At 36.0% G+C, this 17885-nt stretch carries 18 protein-coding genes; 17 read left to right on the top strand and 1 reads right to left on the bottom strand.

The genetic code is table 11. The annotated features are described in order from the left end of the window. Window positions 1–49: 49 nt before the first annotated feature. Both D5F11_RS26240 and D5F11_RS09280 read left to right on the top strand, forming a co-directional pair. Window positions 50–202: a hypothetical protein gene (locus D5F11_RS26240; protein ID WP_185830600.1), complete on the top strand. Its 153-nt coding sequence runs from the start codon at window positions 50–52 to the stop codon at window positions 200–202. A 125-nt stretch (window positions 203–327) separates the two neighbouring features. Then, the gene (locus D5F11_RS09280; protein WP_120118168.1) at window positions 328–609 is read left to right on the top strand and encodes a hypothetical protein; all 282 of its coding nucleotides are present in this window, start codon (window positions 328–330) and stop codon (window positions 607–609) included. Between the two features lie 177 nt (window positions 610–786). Here D5F11_RS09280 and D5F11_RS09285 read toward each other — a convergent pair whose 3' ends face one another. Continuing rightward, on the bottom strand, window positions 787–1365 hold the full coding sequence (locus D5F11_RS09285; protein WP_120118169.1) for a hypothetical protein: 579 nt from the start codon (window positions 1363–1365) through the stop codon (window positions 787–789). A 351-nt stretch (window positions 1366–1716) separates the two neighbouring features. On the opposite strand from D5F11_RS09285, the gene D5F11_RS09290 reads away from it, so the two are divergent. The 15 genes from D5F11_RS09290 to D5F11_RS09360 all read left to right on the top strand — a co-directional run bounded on the left by D5F11_RS09290 (window position 1717) and on the right by D5F11_RS09360 (window position 17809). Beyond that, window positions 1717–1899: a hypothetical protein gene (locus tag D5F11_RS09290; RefSeq protein WP_126646540.1), complete on the top strand. Its 183-nt coding sequence runs from the start codon at window positions 1717–1719 to the stop codon at window positions 1897–1899. Between the two features lie 31 nt (window positions 1900–1930). Continuing rightward, window positions 1931–2266: a hypothetical protein gene (locus D5F11_RS09295; protein ID WP_120118170.1), complete on the top strand. Its 336-nt coding sequence runs from the start codon at window positions 1931–1933 to the stop codon at window positions 2264–2266. 207 nt (window positions 2267–2473) lie between these two features. Continuing rightward, window positions 2474–3046: an acetylglutamate kinase gene (locus tag D5F11_RS09300; protein WP_120118171.1), complete on the top strand. Its 573-nt coding sequence runs from the start codon at window positions 2474–2476 to the stop codon at window positions 3044–3046. Window positions 3047–3244: 198 nt separating this feature from the next. Then, entirely contained in the window at window positions 3245–3595 is a 351-nt protein-coding gene (locus D5F11_RS09305; protein ID WP_120118172.1) for a VOC family protein, read from the top strand. A gap of 186 nt (window positions 3596–3781) precedes the next feature. Continuing rightward, the gene (locus D5F11_RS09310) at window positions 3782–4000 is read left to right on the top strand and encodes an alpha/beta fold hydrolase (protein WP_185830601.1); all 219 of its coding nucleotides are present in this window, start codon (window positions 3782–3784) and stop codon (window positions 3998–4000) included. A 788-nt stretch (window positions 4001–4788) separates the two neighbouring features. Next, the gene (locus tag D5F11_RS09315; RefSeq protein ID WP_120118173.1) at window positions 4789–5619 is read left to right on the top strand and encodes an MBL fold metallo-hydrolase; all 831 of its coding nucleotides are present in this window, start codon (window positions 4789–4791) and stop codon (window positions 5617–5619) included. A gap of 466 nt (window positions 5620–6085) precedes the next feature. Next, window positions 6086–6745, top strand: coding sequence for a TetR/AcrR family transcriptional regulator (locus tag D5F11_RS09320; protein ID WP_120118174.1), 660 nt, complete (start codon window positions 6086–6088; stop codon window positions 6743–6745). Between the two features lie 17 nt (window positions 6746–6762). Beyond that, entirely contained in the window at window positions 6763–7557 is a 795-nt protein-coding gene (locus D5F11_RS09325; protein WP_120118175.1) for a CPBP family intramembrane glutamic endopeptidase, read from the top strand. 353 nt (window positions 7558–7910) lie between these two features. Beyond that, window positions 7911–8594, top strand: coding sequence for a response regulator transcription factor (locus tag D5F11_RS09330; protein WP_120118176.1), 684 nt, complete (start codon window positions 7911–7913; stop codon window positions 8592–8594). A 1-nt stretch (window position 8595) separates the two neighbouring features. Beyond that, a complete protein-coding gene (locus D5F11_RS09335) occupies window positions 8596–9597 on the top strand; it encodes a sensor histidine kinase (RefSeq protein WP_120118177.1) in 1002 nt (333 codons plus the stop codon). A gap of 310 nt (window positions 9598–9907) precedes the next feature. Beyond that, window positions 9908–10591, top strand: coding sequence for an ABC transporter ATP-binding protein (locus D5F11_RS09340; RefSeq protein ID WP_120118178.1), 684 nt, complete (start codon window positions 9908–9910; stop codon window positions 10589–10591). Then, the gene (locus D5F11_RS09345; protein WP_120118179.1) at window positions 10588–13167 is read left to right on the top strand and encodes an ABC transporter permease; all 2580 of its coding nucleotides are present in this window, start codon (window positions 10588–10590) and stop codon (window positions 13165–13167) included. Before D5F11_RS09340 ends, D5F11_RS09345 begins: the two co-directional genes overlap by 4 nt. Before the next feature lie 732 nt (window positions 13168–13899). Beyond that, a complete protein-coding gene (gene erm / locus D5F11_RS09350) occupies window positions 13900–14745 on the top strand; it encodes a 23S ribosomal RNA methyltransferase Erm (protein WP_120118180.1) in 846 nt (281 codons plus the stop codon). 549 nt (window positions 14746–15294) lie between these two features. Then, window positions 15295–16407 (top strand): PA2928 family protein, encoded by a 1113-nt coding sequence (locus D5F11_RS09355; protein WP_120118181.1) that lies wholly within the window; start codon window positions 15295–15297, stop codon window positions 16405–16407. 586 nt (window positions 16408–16993) lie between these two features. After that, a complete protein-coding gene (locus tag D5F11_RS09360; protein WP_120118182.1) occupies window positions 16994–17809 on the top strand; it encodes a M15 family metallopeptidase in 816 nt (271 codons plus the stop codon). Window positions 17810–17885 lie beyond the last annotated feature (76 nt).

Here is a 17885-nt window from a genome sequence, read left to right on the forward strand (position 1 = left end):
CTGCTTTAACTTCATTCAGCATTCATCTCCCACTTCTATAAGTGGTGAGATGAATGCATATTGGTATTCCATTCTCTGTGGGTTTAAACCCCGGCTGAATAAAGTTAAAGCCTCCGGCGGATGCCACAGATTTTCAGAGGGAATTTATAGAGCGGAGCTCGATAAAATCTGGGCGCAAATACGCCAAGGCGGATTTGATTAAGAGAGTGCCGGTATGGGTTAATGGCGTTCTCTTATTAGGAAGTAATCAGCCTTCCATTACTTTCAACGGAAAATGTAACATTTTACATAGTTAGAAGTAACAATACACGAGTAGAGAAAACAAAAATGATTGATGAAATGGATGTAGCTAGTAGACATTTAAATGTTTGTATTCACTACATTCACAATTGCGGAAAGTGTTCAAAGTGTAAGCGAACCTTGCTAATACTGGATATTCTAGGTGTTATAGATAAATATAAGAATGTATTTAAACTGGAATATTTCTACTCTGTCAAAGATGCTTATATTAATAAAGTAATAGCAAAAAATGGCAGTAATGAACTTCTTAAAGAAATTTATGATGAAATGGTTAAAACAAAGTATCTTGATAAATGGAAAGAGTCCTAATCGCCTTGAACTAGAAATGAAAACCGAGCATCTGAGAATTTTCTTCGTATAAAGCACCAAAACCAATTATAATAAAGGATAATGAATTAGAGTACTTGTTTTGTCCACTCTAATTAAGAATCGACTATAAACAAAAACAGGTAATGCAGCATCGGCTCATTACCTGTTTCATAAAAGCTAGTTCATATTCTTTATTTCACACTTCAATTCTTTCAATAGTCGCTTTGCTACAATTAAATTATGAGACCTAGTATCCTCATCCCTAAAAAAAATATATTTTTCACCGGCGATTACAACTGCCTTTAGAAGGTCTATTTCATTGCAGCTTACTCGTGTTTCTTTAGAAACAGGAAGATCTGATCTTAAATCAAATAAAGCACTATTTCTAAATACCTTAAATAAAACTAAATCTTTTGGGGAGGATTGAATTTTCTTTATGGACCATTCTAGTCCATTTATGAACATTTGAGTCTCACTGTATTTTCCATCATCAACGTACTCGCGTACCATGGTTAATAAAGCTGTCCACATTAAATCTACATCATCCCAATCAATAAAAGTGGATACATCCATACCATTTATTTGGATGCAAACGACTCCATATAAATCAATCCCTTTATTTTTTGTTAACATACGATTCAAAGTTTCTTTAGCTCCGAATTCGTCTATATTTATAAAAAAATTTTTCGGGTTAGACAATTCTTCAAAATAAGTATCTAGGTCCTTTGTTCCAAGATACGTCTGTACATTAATCATTTAATCCACAACCTTATTTAAGAGATAGAATGTATTGATTCGGTAATTACTAACTACTAGTCTATATTTCTGACCATCTATTTTGACATTAAGTGTACTATATTACTGAACTGCTCCTTTATGAAGAAAGAGCGGAATTCTAGCTGCAGAATTGCGTACAAGGATCGAATATAAAAAAATTGAAATAGAGCCAAAATAGCTCTCCAGTAATTTTATTAGCGCGCCCTTTTGCGGAATATTGAATAGCAGAAAAACTGAAAAAATAATTTGACAATTTTTTCAGCTATTGCGCTTAATTGCTTATAGTTTAACTTCATTCAGCAGAAATCTCCCACTTCTATAAGTGGTGAGATGAATGCATATTGGTATTCCATTCAGTGTGGGTTTAAACCCTGGCTGAATAAAGTTAAAGCCTCCGGCGGATGCCACAGATTTTCAGAGGGAATTTATCGAGCGGAGCTCGATAAAATCTGGGCGCAAATACGCCAAGGCGCATTTGATATACATTTAAACACCATTTATCTTGAACCGTGATACACTATAACAAAAAAGGGGGAACACCAAAATGGAATTCACATTTGGAAACGGATCTATTGTTCTACCTCCATTACACATTACGGTTATCGGAATAATTGTTATTTACTTGTTAGTCAGGTGGAGCAAACAACTAGAGACCAGACGGTTTACAATTTTCTTTTATTTTTTGGTTAGCACTTACATTACACCTGTTTTTTCCCACAGCACAAACGAAGGTGTCTTTGAGTTATGGATTCCGTTAGGATTTATAGTAGTTTTTTTATACTTGTTTCGAAGCGAAAGCTACCATCCATCTAAAATGAAAGCAAGTCTTTTAGGATCTTGCATAGCAACATATCAGTTAATCCTTCAATATGTCGGATAATTTTAGTTGAACATAAATTAATTTCAGCGGCGCATCCTCTTTTAGATTAGCGCCCGTTAATACAATAAGGAAATAAACCGGATCGCAAAATCAAGCGGTTCTTTTTTATTTATTTGAAATCAACGATTAACCGATAGCTAATGTACAAGATACTTTTTGGAGTCGGAATATACTGAATATGACATTGGATGGTAAGGGGGTGAATCCATGAAACCTTGGTTCAACTCATCTTGTATTAGTAAACAGGAAGTTAGTTTAAGTAATTCTATGCGTTTAGTTTGGGAACAACACGTATACTGGACAAGACTGACTATCATAAGCCTGGCTTTTAATTTACCTGATGTAGACTTTACTACCGCACGTCTTCTCCGAAACGCTACAGATATGGGAAATTTACTAAAGCCGTTCTATGGAAATAGAATAGCCGCGAGGTTCAGCAACTTAATAAGGGAGCACCTATTAATTGCTGTGGAACTTGTCAAAGCTGCAAAAGCTGGCAATCAGAGGGCTGTAGCAGCTATAGAGAAAAGATGGTACGAAAATGGAGCAGAAATTGCCAAATTCCTAAATACAATAAATCCTTTTATTTCAAGAGAGGAATTCCAAGAAATGTTTTTCGAGCATCTGGCTCTTACTACACAGGAAGCAGTACTTATACTCCAAAAAGATTTTAAAGCAAGTATTGCTGTGTTTGATAAAATTGAGGCGGAAGCTTTACAAATGGCGGATACAATAACGCAGGGAATTGTAAGACAATTCCCCAACAAATTTCGCCCATAAAATCTTCTGACTGTACAATAAGTGATATTAGGCACTAATTTCAGTGCCTTTTTTAGTTTTTGTATAAATCACTTTGAACGAAACTGACCCATTACTTTAAGTATATTCTTTCCCAACCTCAATAAATTAATATACGTTTATTCCATTATAGGGCCCGTTTGTTAAAATAAGATATGAAAAAACTTAGGAGGATGTAGAATGAAGGTTAAAAGAATTGTTGCCAACGTTGAGACACAGAACATTTCTAAAGCAACGTACTTTTATGGAGAAATGCTCGGACTTGATCAGTTGATGGATATGGGATTTATTGCAACTTATGGCTCACATGAGAAAATGGACACTCAAATTAGCTTTCTTTCAGAGGGAGGCTCTGGGACACCAGTGCCCGATCTGTCAATTGAAGTTGATAATCTTGACAGTGCACTAACTCGCGTAAAAGAAGCAGAGATTCCAATTGAGTATGGGCCAGTTGAGGAGCCATGGGGAGTTCGACGCTTTTATGTAAGGGATCCATTCGGGAAGCTCGTCAATATTCTTACTCATCTATAGATGAATGAGATTACTATTGCGTTGAATACTTCTCCAATCGGGCGCATTTCCAGAGGATGGATCTGTGCTTTTTCTTTAGGTTCAGTGCCAGATTGTTACATAACAGATAATAAACAAAAAAGCAGATACTTATGACATTTTATATACTAAAGGGTAAATCCATACTAGTGAAAAGTAGGTGAAGAAATGCCTAAAGTCAAAATAAATAATGTTGAATTGTATTATGAAGTAAAAGGTTCTGGTGATGCAATTGTTTTTACACATGGTGCTTCATGGGATCATCGACAATGGGAACCACAGATTGATGAATTATCTAAACGATACAAAACCATTACCTGGGATGTACGTGGACATGGTCAATCTTCATTACCAAAAGGTAAAGTGGACTCTGAGGATTTCAGCTAATATAACCCAATTTGCAGGATCATGTATAACAAAGCATATACTTGGGGCGAATTTAGGACTTAATAATAATACGTGGGTAGATGCTAATTTTTTAAAAATAAAGCTTAGTTAGCGCACCGGGCTTTTTTTATTTTTTAAAAGCCCCTCAACTCTGTGAATGGCTATTTCAAATTCAACACTGGCAATTATTCTATGGGCTTTAAGGATAACGATAACAACCACAACATGCACTTGTTTATTCGTTTGATTTACATAATGGGCAGCACCTTTAATCTCTTCAAAAAATCCATCAATTCAGAGGTTAAAATTAACCGGCAAGTTAAATTTCATTGCAATATGTAATGTCTCGTTGATCTGCTCCCATTCTGCCCATCCGCTACGACTTTTTCGCTCGCTCTGAAACAACTTATCAAATGCGCCTCGGCGTATTTGCGCCCAGATTTTATCGAGCTCCGCTCAATAAATTTCCTCTGAAAATCTGTGGCATCCGCCGGAGGCTTTGACTTTATTCAGCCGGGGTTTGAACCCCCACTGAATAAAGCTTGTAGACGTTGATATATCGACGTTTTTAAAGGTTTTATGCAGATGTTTACGTTTAAAAAATTTATAGTTTGTAATAAGAATATTTAAAATAAAATTTATCGTTTACGAAGCAATTTTCTTTGATTAATGACAGTGAATGCTGAATCATACTGTACAGTGCAATCATGTATTTGCTATAATCAGAATAATGCGTTTATAAAACAATAGGCACTTGTTAACTTAGTCATAAGAAGGAGGAAGGGTTCATGCTCTTTAAGAAAAACTTCAAAAGTGAGTTAGTGAATGGTGTACAGATGGGAAATGGAACGCTATCATTTCAAAACATAAAATTAAATGTTCATTGCTTTTTCATTGATGGTGTTTTAATAGATACAGGGGCAAAGTCGTTGGAAAGGTACTTTAAACCATTTTTTCAGCAGATTGAGATTGATAAAGTAGTGATTACTCATTTTCATGAAGATCATACGGGGTGTGCTTCATATCTACAAAAGCTTCAGCTTCCGATTTTTATGGATGATATGATGATTGAATATTGCAGAAAAAAGGCAGCTTATCCTATTTATCGTCAATTGTTTTGGGGAAGACGTGGGCCATTCCAGGCAGAACCGATTTCTGAAACATTTTATTCTCGAAATGGAACATGGCGGGTAATCAAAACACCAGGACATGCTATCGATCATCTGGCTTTTTTAAATCATTCAACAGGGCAGCTGTTTACTGGAGACCTTTATTGTCAAGAAAAGACAAAGGTTATTCTTCGTGAAGAGGATGTCCCCATGATTATCGAATCGATTAAAAAAGTCATAACCTATGATTTTGATGAAGTATTTTGCAGCCACGCAGGTTATTTGAACAATGGGCGCTCAGCCTTAAAGCAAAAGCTAGAATATCTGTTGGAGCTACAAGGGAATATTTTAAAGCTATACGATGAAGGAAAAAGTCCAGAAGAGATTAATAACCTATTGTTTCCTAAAAAATATCCAATTACTCATTTTTCCTCTGGAGAATGGGACTCTATTCATATTATAAACTCTATCATTAATCAAAAATTAAACCTTACATCGCTCAAAAAATGAATGAATAATCACTCATTTTCTGTTGAGGAGATTCATGATTTACTTTGTACTTAGATCGATTCGTTTATAACAGCCCTTATTGGACCGTCAATCGTTTTGGTAAATAAAGCCGTGTAAACGACCTTAACTGATTGGAAGGGAATGGCACTTTCGGATGATCCCCCCATTGAGAGAGCTGCTTCCTAAGGGCACTTTTTTCAGCAAAAAGAGGTACCTATAACCATTGCTTCAAGAGGTTTGTTTGTCCTTGCTATAATATTACCCAATTGCATCGTCTCGCTAGCAATAAAGGCGCGACAATTCATATGCTTTTTGGAAACGAGAATCGAATATATTAGTTTTCAGTATCCTTTACTTTGGGAATCATTTAAATGACAATAGTGTCATTTAATAATTGACGATGAACAGGGTGTGATATAAAATAAAAATGACACATGTGTCATTTTTATTTTGAGAGGAGGCTACTATGCCTAAGGTAAGTAATGAATATGTAATAAGAAAGAAAAATGCTATTTTAGAAGCAGCATTAACGGTATGTAAAGTTAAGCCACTATATGAAATTACGATGAGAGATATTATTAAAGCTTCAGGGTTAAGTCAGGGAGGAATTTATCGCTATTTTTCAGACTTAGACGAAATACTTGTTGCAATCATTAATCAAGCTAACGATAATGCTGACTATAAGCAGGCTGTAGATGCAATCATTGAAAGTAGCAATTCTCCTAAAGAGACGATAGAAAATCTGTTTACTTTTCTCGGAGAGTACATTAAAGAAAACTTATCAACGGTTGGCAAAATTCAATTTGAGCTTACAATCTTATTTGCGAACAATCCAAAAAGACAAGAAAAAATTTTATCTAACATTGCTGAACAGGAAAGCGGACAATACTTGGTTGAGCGATTATTTAATGCAGTCCATGAAGGAATTACTTTGGGGTGTTTTCAGCCTAAAGTACCACTAGAAGATTTATTTACTTTTATGATGACGTCTATTGATGGAATTGTAAGAGATGTTGTTTTACAAAAGTGCTATGGGATGTTTCAAGATGAACAAGCACTTTTTGATGAGATTAGCCTAATGGATACTCTATGTAAGTCTGTATTATTATTGTTGGGATCCAAGTAAGGATGGAGGTAACAGGGTTGGGGAAAGAGGTAAGAAGGTTTCTATTCTATACATTTTCTTTATCATGGATACTATGGGGCGGCTTAGCGATATTAACACAATTCAATCTGCTCAAATTTGGAACAGCATTATCAATCATCTTGTTTATTCTGGGCGGTGTCGCACCTGCTATTTGTGAGATATGGCTAAAAAGGAAATATAGTTCTAAAGAAGAGTTTAAATCGTTTATTAAAAATATAAGAAATCCTAGACATCCATTCGTATGGTATTTACTTACTGTCGGACTTGCGTTTGCGGCTTGCTTTTTACCAACTCTTTGGGATGGAGCAACGGTTGCGAACCCTCTATATATGGCATTGATAAACTTTCCAATAATGATTATCGGAGGTGGTCTGGAGGAGATCGGCTGGCGCGGGTATTTACAGCCTATGTTGCAGAAGAAATTTTCGCCATTCACAAGTACGCTCATTGTGGGAGGTATTTGGGCAATCTGGCATTTGCCATTATGGTTTGTGATTGGTTCAAATCAAGTGACTATGAATTTTCTCTGGTTTACTCTAATGGCCCTAGCACTATCATTTTTAATGACGGTCATTTATTTATCCACTAAGAGTATTTTTTTATGTATTATTTTCCATGCACTGATTAATTCATTTTGGGTAGTATATATTCCAGATACAAATGTTCTGTCTGCTTTATTTACGCTTTTATTTGCACTGGTCATTTTTACAGTGTTTGAACTCTATCGAAAGAGGAATAACACTAAAGGGTCTACATCACGAATAAATGTCTTATCATCATATAACAAATAAGATTTTTACTCACTTAAGCTATAGATTATAAAATCCAGTAAAAATTAATAACGGAACAATCGAGCGCAATTCAGTGGTAAGAATTGTGCTCATTTTTTATGGATCCCACCTGTAAAGAAAACGTTGTCATTTAAGAAAAACAGTTTTTTATATCAAGGCTCTCATCATTTAACAGAAATTGGTATTGAACATCAATCTGAATTTTTTTATAGAATTTTGAACCGCCTCTCTGTTACCTGAAAATCAGCTTTGGAAGAAAACAAAGGCAATCCAGGAACACATTCATTATTGCAGAATCCCAAAATATTAAATACACTCTATTCATAATGATTCACAGAAAAGGTGATCTGGAAATGAAAATTTTACTTGTGGAAGATGATAAAACAATCGCATCCGGACTTGAGTATTCGCTGCAGCAAGATCATTTTTCAACAATATTATGCTATGATGCCAGTTCCGCTAAGAAGATATTAACAGAACAGCTTGAGCAAATTTCTTTATGTTTATTTGATTTGTCTTTGCCTGACGGCAGTGGCTATGATTTGTGTAGGATGGTAAAAGAAAAGAGTGATCTTCCGGTCATTTTTTTAACTGCCGTTGATGATGAAGTCAACGTGGTGATGGGACTCGATATGGGGGCGGACGACTATGTTACGAAGCCATTCCGTATTCGCGAGCTGCTCTCACGAATTAAATCCGTTTTACGTAGATATCATAAGCAGACTCAAACAAAAACAGTGATTGAAATTGAAAATATAAAAATAAATACCCTCGAAGGAAAGGTTTATAAAAATGGCGTTGAGGTTATTTTAACGGCGTTGGAATATCGTTTACTACTAATCTTTGCCAATCATATTGGACAAGTGCTTTCACGAAATCAGCTGCTTGAGCAAATTTGGGATGTAGCAGGGGACTTTGTAAATGATAATACATTAACAGTCTACATTAAACGGTTAAGAGAAAAATTAGAGGACCAGCCGCAAAATCCAACTATTGTTAAAACAGTACGTGGTGTCGGTTATAAGGTTGGCGATTAATATGTTACGGAATAAAGAGATTCAGATCTTATTATTCGTTATGTGTTCCATCAGCTTGGCTGCAATGATTGCGGCATTCTTCATTTCAACAGCTGCTTTTATTCTTATTTCTATCACTTCCATTTTACTGATTGGCTCCTGCTTTATCTTTACCCGTTGGAGATATCATGAAATTGAAAAGTTGTCCGCATATTTACGTCAAATTACTAGTGGCGATTATTCTTTGGATATACGAGACAATCATGAAGGGGAGCTTAGTATTTTAAAAAGCGATATTTATAAAGTTACGCTGAAGCTGTCTGAACAAAGCTCACTTCTAAAGAAAGATAAGGTTCAGCTGACGGATGCAATTTCCGATATATCTCACCAATTGAAAACCCCGTTAACCTCAATGATGGTGATGTCGGATTTATTAAGTAATGCCGACCTGCCTAAGAAAAAAAGGGTGGAATTTACACGCAATATCCGGATTCAGCTCGAGCGGTTAGAATGGCTTGTTTCTTCATTATTAAAACTATCAAAAATCGATGCGGGGACAGTTCAATTTAAAAAGGATAACATCATGGTTCATCAACTGATTCATGCAGCAATCCAATCTGTCCTGATCCCAACTGATATTAAAGAGCAGAACATATCAATTGACGGAGAAGAAGCCGTAACGCTCTTGGGGGATTTTAATTGGACAGTTGAAGCAATCATAAATATATTAAAGAACTGCGTAGAACATACCCAGGAAGGTGGAACTATTAGCATTTCTTTCACAAAAAACGCATTGTTTACGGAAGTCATCATTAGCGATAATGGTCAGGGTATCCCAAGAAATGATTTGCCATATATTTTTAAACGTTTTTATAAAGGAAAAAATGCAAGTGAAGATAGCGTGGGAATTGGACTTGCGATGGCTTATAGTATTATTAAAAGCCAAAACGGGGATATCAGTGTAATGAGTGAAAAAGGAAAGGGTACTCAATTCAGAATAAAGTTTTACACACAGGTGATTTAAAGCCGCCCAAATTTCTTTTAATGGGTGGCTTTTTTCAAAGTATAACTTGTGATGGAAAATGCTCTCTAAAAAAAGCTTTCTTTGTCCAGCTCCGGGCGCCATCGGCGCAAGGATTAAGCCAATCGCTTTTGAAAGAAAACTACACCTTTTTCAGCACTCGTCTTATGCTTGTCGCCTAAGGCTGTGCGCCTTCCGCTTTTCTTAACTACCTTTAACAAAGGCTAAGTGACTAAATTGTCATTTTCAAAGTCACTTGAATGTCACTTTAGATAGATAAACTATAATTAACAGCAAACATGGAGGTTTTACAATGGAAATTTTAAAAATAGAAAATCTGTCTAAAGTGTATGGAAAAAATGAGACAGCCGTTAAGGCATTGGACGATGTTTCTTTTTCCGTTAAAAAGGGAGAGTTTATTGCTATTATCGGCCCGTCTGGATCTGGTAAATCCACGCTTTTACATTTGCTTGGCGGTGTGGACCGGCCTTCAAGTGGAAAAGTATTTGTCGATAATACAGATATTTATAGCCTGAATGAAACTCAATTAGCCATTTTTCGAAGAAGACAAATCGGGTTAATCTATCAATTTTACAATCTGATTCCCGTTTTGACGGTGGAAGAAAATATTACTCTGCCGCTTTTGCTGGATCAGCATCAAGTTGATAAAAAACAGCTTGATGATATTGTGAAAAAGTTGAATTTAGAAAGCCGCTTAAATCATCTGCCAAATCAACTTTCGGGCGGGCAGCAGCAGCGGGTTTCGATTGGACGTGCCTTAATTAGCAATCCGGCAATTATGCTGGCGGATGAACCGACGGGAAATCTGGATAGTAAAAATAGTGCGGAAATTATCGACTTGTTGAAAATGTTTCATAAAACATATAATCAGACTCTCATTGTTATTACACATGATGAGCGGATTGCTCTCCAGGCAGACCGCCTCATAGAAATTGAAGACGGCAAGATAACTCGGGACGAGGTGATTCGTCCATGAACATTGTCAACAAACTGACAATCAGGCATTTGCGGAAAAATAAGCGTCGAACACTTGTCACGATCATTGGAGTTATCATTTCTGTGGCGATGCTTACAGCAGTTGCAACGATTGGCGTTTCCTTTATGGATTTAATGAAGAGGCAAGCCATCGCTGATGGAGGAGAATGGCATGTTCTTTATAATGACGTTAATCAAGACCAACTCCAGGCAATAAAGAAAGATGAGAATACGAAAAAAATAGTTCTGTCAAAAGAGCTAGGCTTCGCTTTATTAAAAGGAAGTAAAAATGAAGATAAGCCTTATCTATTTATCAAACAGTATAATCAAGCTGGATTTCAACAATTTCCCATAAAATTAAGTAGTGGCAGATTGCCAAAAACACCAAATGAAATTGTTATTTCAAACGAAATAAACGATAGTGCCCAGGTTGATTATAAGATTGGTGATGTTATAAAGCTCGATATTGGCAACAGAATTTCAAATGATCCGGATATTGATGGGCCTTTGGATCAATATTATTCTTTAGAAACAGATGAAAAAGGTGAAATCAATGAAGAACTGAAGGTTACATCAACAAAAGAGTTTACGATAGTCGGTACAATTAAACGACCAACATCGGAACCCATTTGGGGGCCCAGTTATACGGTCATTTCCTATCTTGATGAAGGTTTGTATGGCAAGGAAGAACCTGTAGATGCGATTGTTGTCTTAAAGAGAGTCACTAATTCTATATTTGATCATGCAGAAAATTTAGCCAAGAAAAATCACATAGATCATGTTGAAATGAACCATGATTTACTTCATTATTACGGTGCGGTAAAAAGTGAAGGCATGCGTACAACACTTTATTCATTGACGGCTATTATCATGGTCATTATTATTGTTGGATCAGTGTCATTAATTTATAACGCCTTCGCGATTTCTGTTTCGGAACGCTCCAGGCATTTGGGGATGCTTTCAAGTGTTGGGGCGACAAAAAAACAAAAGCGGAACTCGGTATTCTTTGAAGGCATTATGATCGGATTAATTAGTATTCCAATTGGAATTATTTCCGGTCTTGCCGGAATGTGGATTACATTTTTACTACTCAATTCCATTATTCAAGGGGCCTTGGAAATAACTGAAAGGTTAAAAGTGACCGTAACGCCAGGTTCTATGCTTTTAGCTGTCCTGGTTTCGATCATTACCATTTTTATATCTACTTATATTCCTGCCAGGAGAGCTTCACGTATTTCTGCTATTGACGCGATTCGTCAATCAACTGATGTGAAGCTAACGAGAAAAGCAGTAAAGACCTCCAAAATAGTTCGTAAATTATTTGGAATCGAAGCTGAAATTGGATTGAAAAATCTAAAAAGAAATAGGCGTAGATATCAAGCAACTGTTTTTTCACTCGTGATCAGTATAATGCTTTTCTTATCTGTCTCCTTTTTTACAGCCAATTTGAAAAAATCATTAGCGCTTTCTCAGGACGGACAAAACTATGACATCGAGATGGGGATAGAACAAGGGAGAGACGACCAGCTGGTCAACTCGATTTTATCAACTGATGAAATAACAAAATATACGATGATTTCGCAGGCACAATATGCTCAATCATGGATAGAAAAAGATGCGGTGTCTGATGTACTGCGTCAATACGAAGGCTTCAATAGTGAGCTTGTTAAAGGAAAATATCCTTATCAAGTGTGTCTTTATGCGCTTGATGATAAAAGCTTAAAAGCATATGCAAAGGAAGCAGGCGCAGATTACAATGAACTTCAAGCTGGTTTAAACGCAATCGTGATTGATAAAATTCGGTATGAAGATGAAGAAGCAGGAAAATATGTTGAAACAAAAGCTATTCGTACAAAGGTTGGAGAGAAGATTAAGTTATATTCCGATAATACAGAGGATGAAAAACAAAAGTATATGAATGAATTGACTGTTTCGGCATTAACAGATCAGCTTCCTTTGGGAGTTATTCCAGAAGGCCCCGGCAGTTTGGATATCGTAATATCTGAAACAGTTCTAGATCAATTGGGCATTTCGGCAGACGAAAATCGCCAGTTGTATATAAATAGCACGGATCCACTTAAGACCCAGCAACAAATAGAGGAAATGGAAGAAGTAAAACATTTCATTCATAATGTGTATCAAAGTCGCCAGCAGGATAAACAAATGGTGATGATCATGTCGGTCTTTACGTACGGATTTATCGTGTTGATTACGGCCATTTCGATTGCAAATATTTTAAATACCATTTCGACGAGCATTTCTTTAAGAAAACGCGAATTTGCTATGCTCAAATCGGTGGGAATGACGCCAAAAGGTTTTAATAAAATGATCAACTATGAAAGCATTTTTTATGGAATAAAAGCATTAATGTATGGACTTCCTTTAAGTGTCATATGTATGTTACTTATACATAAGGCCCTGATGAATTCGTTTAGTTACAGTTTCTCACTACCATGGATGAGTATTTTCTATGTGACTATAGCTGTTTTTATAATCGTCGGCATGTCCATGCTTTATTCGAGCGCGAAAGTAAAGAAGGAAAACATCATTGATGCTTTGAAACAAGAAAATATATAGTTGAGAAAATAGAAGTTGCTTAAAACTTTAGTTTTCCTGATTCAACGAATGACCAAAATTCCAATCAAATCGGAAATTCCAACATTTGATTGGGATTTTCCTTTTCAATCTTTACCCATCAGGTTCATCATGTGTTTGCTCCTGGTGACAAATACTATCGTTCCGCTTGTAGCCGTCAGGCCCAAAAAACATCCCTTTTACAGGTCGAAAAATTATTGTGTTCTTTGATCACTGATTAACTTATATTTATGTGGGTTTTGGATTATCGTTACTGCTTGAGTAGCAAGCAATGTTTTCATTGACCTTATCTATGGTTAAGATTATAATATATGGAATATTTAATGTAATTAAACTAAGGAGGGTTGTTAAAAGCTATGGGTGTAATTATTACTTTCCGTGCTTTGAACTGTTAATTTAATAAGTTCGAAGGCTCTGTTTTCGCTTACAGAGTAAACGGGATAAGTGTGCCCATTTTTAACAATCTTCATTAAAATATTTTTGTTAATGAGAGGAAAGACTGATTCTTCAATCTTTCCTTTTATATTGTTATGAGAACTTTTTTTAGCTTTTTGAAAGTCTATTTTGTGTTATTTAATTTTTCAAATATGCACAAATTCTTTTGTCTTATTGCAAAATAACTGATCCCGTTTACTGGAAGCCACAGACGCCTATGTCTGTGGCTTTTTTGCGTTCAGAGCCGAAAGTCCAAATTAAGAGAGGGTTGTTTGAATAATGACAAGAAGAAGGAGAAAGTTTCATAATAAAAAGTTTACCACTGGGAATCCTCCGAATTTTAGCGGGCAACATTTGATGCATAACAAAGCTTTGGTAAATGATATTGTAAACCTTGCTCACATTTCAGAAACTGATCTTGTATTAGATTTGGGAGCTGGAAAAGGGGCAATTACTAATGTTTTAAGTAATCGAGCAAGAAAGGTTCTCGCTGTTGAATACGATCAAAAGTTTATAAAGAAATTAAAACAGCTTGAAATGAAAAATACAGTGATAATCGAGCAAGATATATTAAAAATTTCGTTACCTCGAGAGCATTTTATAGTTGTTTCCAATATTCCATATGCCATCACAACGCCGATTATGAAAATGCTTCTTAATAATCCGTCAAGCGGTTTTCAAAGAGGCGTTATTGTAATGGAAAAAGGTGCAGCCAAAAGATTCACATCAAATTTTGTGAAAAATCCATATATCATCGCTTGGAAAATGTGGTTTGATATTCGGTATGTTAAAGGGATTTCAAGAAAGAATTTCTCTCCACCGCCAAGAGTTGATTCTGCAATGATTACAATAAATAGAAAAGCTAAACCGATTGTACCTATAAGCGATTGTTTAATCTTTTGGGGGTTAGCCGATTATGTTCTTAAAAACCCACAATTATCTATTGATTTAGCACTAAGAGGTGTATTTACACCACCTCAAATTAAGCATTTAAAAAGAAGTCTTCGAATAAATAATGAGGTTTCAGTTGCGACTTTATCGGAACAACAATGGGGACTAATATTTGAAACAATGGTGAAGCATGTTCCGAAATTCAGATGGCCAAAAATAAAAAAGTATAATTAAACCGTTTTTAATGTTTTATACAATATAAACATTAATGGGCTACTTCTTACTCCTAGAAAGCAAGAAAGGCACAGGTATAAATGATTTACCTAACCTTTTTACCTTTAAAGTGATGGACATGAAGGAGTCTGACGATGACTATCGTTTCTTGGTGGAGTCAACTACCCTACCCCCCTTGATATTTATGAAGTTGAATCAATCAACGAAGCCTGTGAACGTTTTTAAATATTTTGAAGACCTAATTAAGTCAATAAGAGTAAGAAGAGATATTTAATTTTTTCAATTCCCCCTTGGAGTTGAAGGAACTCTTGGGAACTAACTGGCTCTGAAAGAGTCTAGGGTACTGATTTTCCAGATGGAAGGAGGGGGCTTTTTACCCCTCTTTCCACACTATTATGTGATTCCCCGATTTATAATGATTAGGCAAACGAAGGTTAACACTAAATTTCTTTCGAAAAATACTAGAAAGCTACTCTTATCAATCAAGGTTAATATTAGCAAGTTTTTACCATTTCTTTTAAAATAGATAGAGTGATAGGGGGAGGAGAATTGGACATTTTTTTTCAACGATATATGGATTCCTGGCACTTTAATGGGTGGCTTCTTCACGATATTATTTTAGCTATTGTTGTTGGTGTTGGAATTTTATTGTTATTGTATCTTTTAGGTAAGCGTCGAAAAATAGGTATGTTTGTTATGGTTTTTATTTTATATGCTTTTATAAGTAATATTATAATGATTACTTTTGGTTTGGCTGGCCGGAGTTTTCCAATTAACTCCGTATCCTCCGTTTATACAGATCAATCAGAGAAAATTGCCGTTCAAATGATTAAAGGATCTGAAAATAATGGTACGGCTCACGGCATCACCCAGATTATTCCTCATTATCAGATGGTGGCAATTAATCTAAATTCGGGAGAAAAACAATGGACCAAATCGTCGGCGAATAGAACGACACTTATTGGTACTTTTATGGGGGGACTTCTCGTCCATCATTATGATGATGAAAACGGAAAACTATCACTTTTAGACATTCAAACCGGAAAAGAAAAGCTATCTAAAGAAGAATTTACAAAGAAACATAAACATTTAATAGATATTTTAGGCAATACTGCAAACAGATTAGCTATTTTGCATGATAAGTTGTATTTGGAGGGAATTGACGGGAAATATTATCAATATGACGGAAAGAAGTTAAGAGAAAACATCAAAGCAGAGGGGTATCTTTCTACATTTTTTTTCGTGGAAACCGCGATACCCAATTATTTTGCATCACATGATCAGCCTTTAGACTTTGAAGATTATGAAGAGATTTCGAAATATATGAATGATGTATTAATGGAACCTTCCATTCAGCCATTTGCAAATTTAGAGGCAAAGGTTTTAGATGTTGACTTGAAGTACAAAACAGCCATTGTTTCTTATCGAAAAACGAAGCAGCCAAATGCAGAACAAATATTATTATTTTATGATATGAAACAGCATCGTATTATTTGGGAAGAAAACATCGGCAAAGTTAATTCTGAACAACAAAATCCAGGAGTACGAGTTTTAAAGCACTACTTTGCGATTCAGGCAGGAGATGAGTTCGCTTTGTTAGACAAAAAGACAGGAAAAGAGATATTAAGGTATGAACTGCGTTGGAATCGCGCCGTTATGTGAAATTAAAGGATTGAAGTTTGTGTACAGTCAAGTGTATCAATATGTGATTTATAATTTTCCGTCGTGTCTGTCAGTGAGTAAACAGCAATCGACTATTGAAAAACGTTCATTTGAAAGATTGTTTTTGACAGTGATAGACATAATAGGTAATAATTAAGATTGTAAAATCAGCGCTTTTACAGTTTTCCGAACGAGAAAGCCCATGCAGGGCGCAGCCCGTTTTTAGACAGGGGATGAGAGTGAGGTCAGACAAGAGGTTGCTTTAGCCACCTTAATTGTCTGAAAATGTTCTACACTCGCTTCATAGACAAGCAAAAGTCTCTAAAACACACCGAAACTAGCTATAGGCTATGGTAGTAGCGTAGTCCTATCTGCTATATGCACTGGATAGGGAGGGGTAATGGGATACCCTAATCTTGCAGATTGTTCAAAACAGAAATGGACTGCGAACGCATAGTCATGCAAGAATCCCTCTGATGATAATCAGCTTGCCCATTCATGGGTGGGAGTCTCAAATCTACTGAATCTGTAGTTAAGTCCGGAGAAAAATTTTTTTGACAGTGAATTGGAGTCGTGAGAATTTTTTATGAAAAAAATAGCAAATATCACCATGATCGTACTCTTGCTTGGCGGTTGCCAGTGGAATCAATTTTTTGACGAAAGCAAGGAGCATCAAAAGCCGGACGACATTTCTGAAAAGAATCAAACGGAAGAAAATCAGCGCACAAATGATGTGAATAAAAAAGCGGACCCTGAATTAGCCCTAGAGGCCGCCTATTTCAATGAAATCATTGAGGTAGACGGCAGAAAAGAAATTGTGAACGCTAGTAATATTCTGGCCTTGGTCAATAAAACCTATGCGTTGCCGAGTGATTATGCCCCTGAGGATTTAATTCGGCCGAAGGTAGCTTTTTCCTTCGGTGATCAGGATATTGAAAAGAGTTATTTAAGAAAAGAAGCTGCGAGGGCATTGGAAAAAATGTTTGAAGCTGCCAAGAAAGATGGCATACAGTTATATGCTTCATCTGGGTATCGTTCCTATGACCGTCAAAAAGAGGTCTTCCAGGTTGAAACTGCAAGATCCGGGGAGAAAAAAGCAACTGAGGCAGTTGCTATTCCTGGAAGCAGTGAACACCAGACTGGGCTCGCCATGGATATTACAAGTGAATCTGTTCAATACTTTTTGGTTGAAGAGTTAGAACACAAGCCGGAAGGTAAGTGGTTAAGGGAAAATGCCCATCACTATGGATTTATTTTACGATATCTAAAAGGGAAGGAAGATATAACGGGATATCAGTATGAACCATGGCATTTCAGATATGTAGGAGTAAAAGCGGCGAAAATCATCTATGAACGCAATTGGACATTGGAAGAGTATTTTGAGCATGTATCAAAAATTTAAAAACTTTGCCTTCAACCAGGCAAAGTTTTTTTAGCTCGTATTCAAATAGCTGCGAAAACAGAAGTAAGGAAAAGGC

The organism is Siminovitchia terrae (assembly GCF_003605405.2).
Taxonomy (GTDB): domain Bacteria; phylum Bacillota; class Bacilli; order Bacillales; family Bacillaceae_C; genus Siminovitchia; species Siminovitchia terrae.

Excerpts from the sequence above, each read along its gene's own strand:
- D5F11_RS09340 (WP_120118178.1), top strand. The coding sequence starts at position 9,908 with ATGGAAATTTTAAAAATAGAAAATCTGTCTAAAGTGTATGGAAAAAAT.
- D5F11_RS09320 (WP_120118174.1), top strand. The coding sequence starts at position 6,086 with ATGCCTAAGGTAAGTAATGAATATGTAATAAGAAAGAAAAATGCTATT.
- D5F11_RS09335 (WP_120118177.1), top strand. The coding sequence starts at position 8,596 with ATGTTACGGAATAAAGAGATTCAGATCTTATTATTCGTTATGTGTTCC.
- D5F11_RS09345 (WP_120118179.1), top strand. The coding sequence starts at position 10,588 with ATGAACATTGTCAACAAACTGACAATCAGGCATTTGCGGAAAAATAAG.
- D5F11_RS09295 (WP_120118170.1), top strand. The coding sequence starts at position 1,931 with ATGGAATTCACATTTGGAAACGGATCTATTGTTCTACCTCCATTACAC.
- D5F11_RS09290 (WP_126646540.1), top strand. The coding sequence starts at position 1,717 with ATGAATGCATATTGGTATTCCATTCAGTGTGGGTTTAAACCCTGGCTG.
- D5F11_RS09305 (WP_120118172.1), top strand. The coding sequence starts at position 3,245 with ATGAAGGTTAAAAGAATTGTTGCCAACGTTGAGACACAGAACATTTCT.
- D5F11_RS09330 (WP_120118176.1), top strand. The coding sequence starts at position 7,911 with ATGAAAATTTTACTTGTGGAAGATGATAAAACAATCGCATCCGGACTT.
- D5F11_RS09315 (WP_120118173.1), top strand. The coding sequence starts at position 4,789 with ATGCTCTTTAAGAAAAACTTCAAAAGTGAGTTAGTGAATGGTGTACAG.
- D5F11_RS26240 (WP_185830600.1), top strand. The coding sequence starts at position 50 with ATGAATGCATATTGGTATTCCATTCTCTGTGGGTTTAAACCCCGGCTG.
- D5F11_RS09300 (WP_120118171.1), top strand. The coding sequence starts at position 2,474 with ATGAAACCTTGGTTCAACTCATCTTGTATTAGTAAACAGGAAGTTAGT.
- D5F11_RS09280 (WP_120118168.1), top strand. The coding sequence starts at position 328 with ATGATTGATGAAATGGATGTAGCTAGTAGACATTTAAATGTTTGTATT.
- D5F11_RS09310 (WP_185830601.1), top strand. The coding sequence starts at position 3,782 with ATGCCTAAAGTCAAAATAAATAATGTTGAATTGTATTATGAAGTAAAA.
- D5F11_RS09285 (WP_120118169.1), bottom strand. The coding sequence starts at position 1,365 with ATGATTAATGTACAGACGTATCTTGGAACAAAGGACCTAGATACTTAT.
- erm (WP_120118180.1), top strand. The coding sequence starts at position 13,900 with ATGACAAGAAGAAGGAGAAAGTTTCATAATAAAAAGTTTACCACTGGG.
- D5F11_RS09360 (WP_120118182.1), top strand. The coding sequence starts at position 16,994 with ATGAAAAAAATAGCAAATATCACCATGATCGTACTCTTGCTTGGCGGT.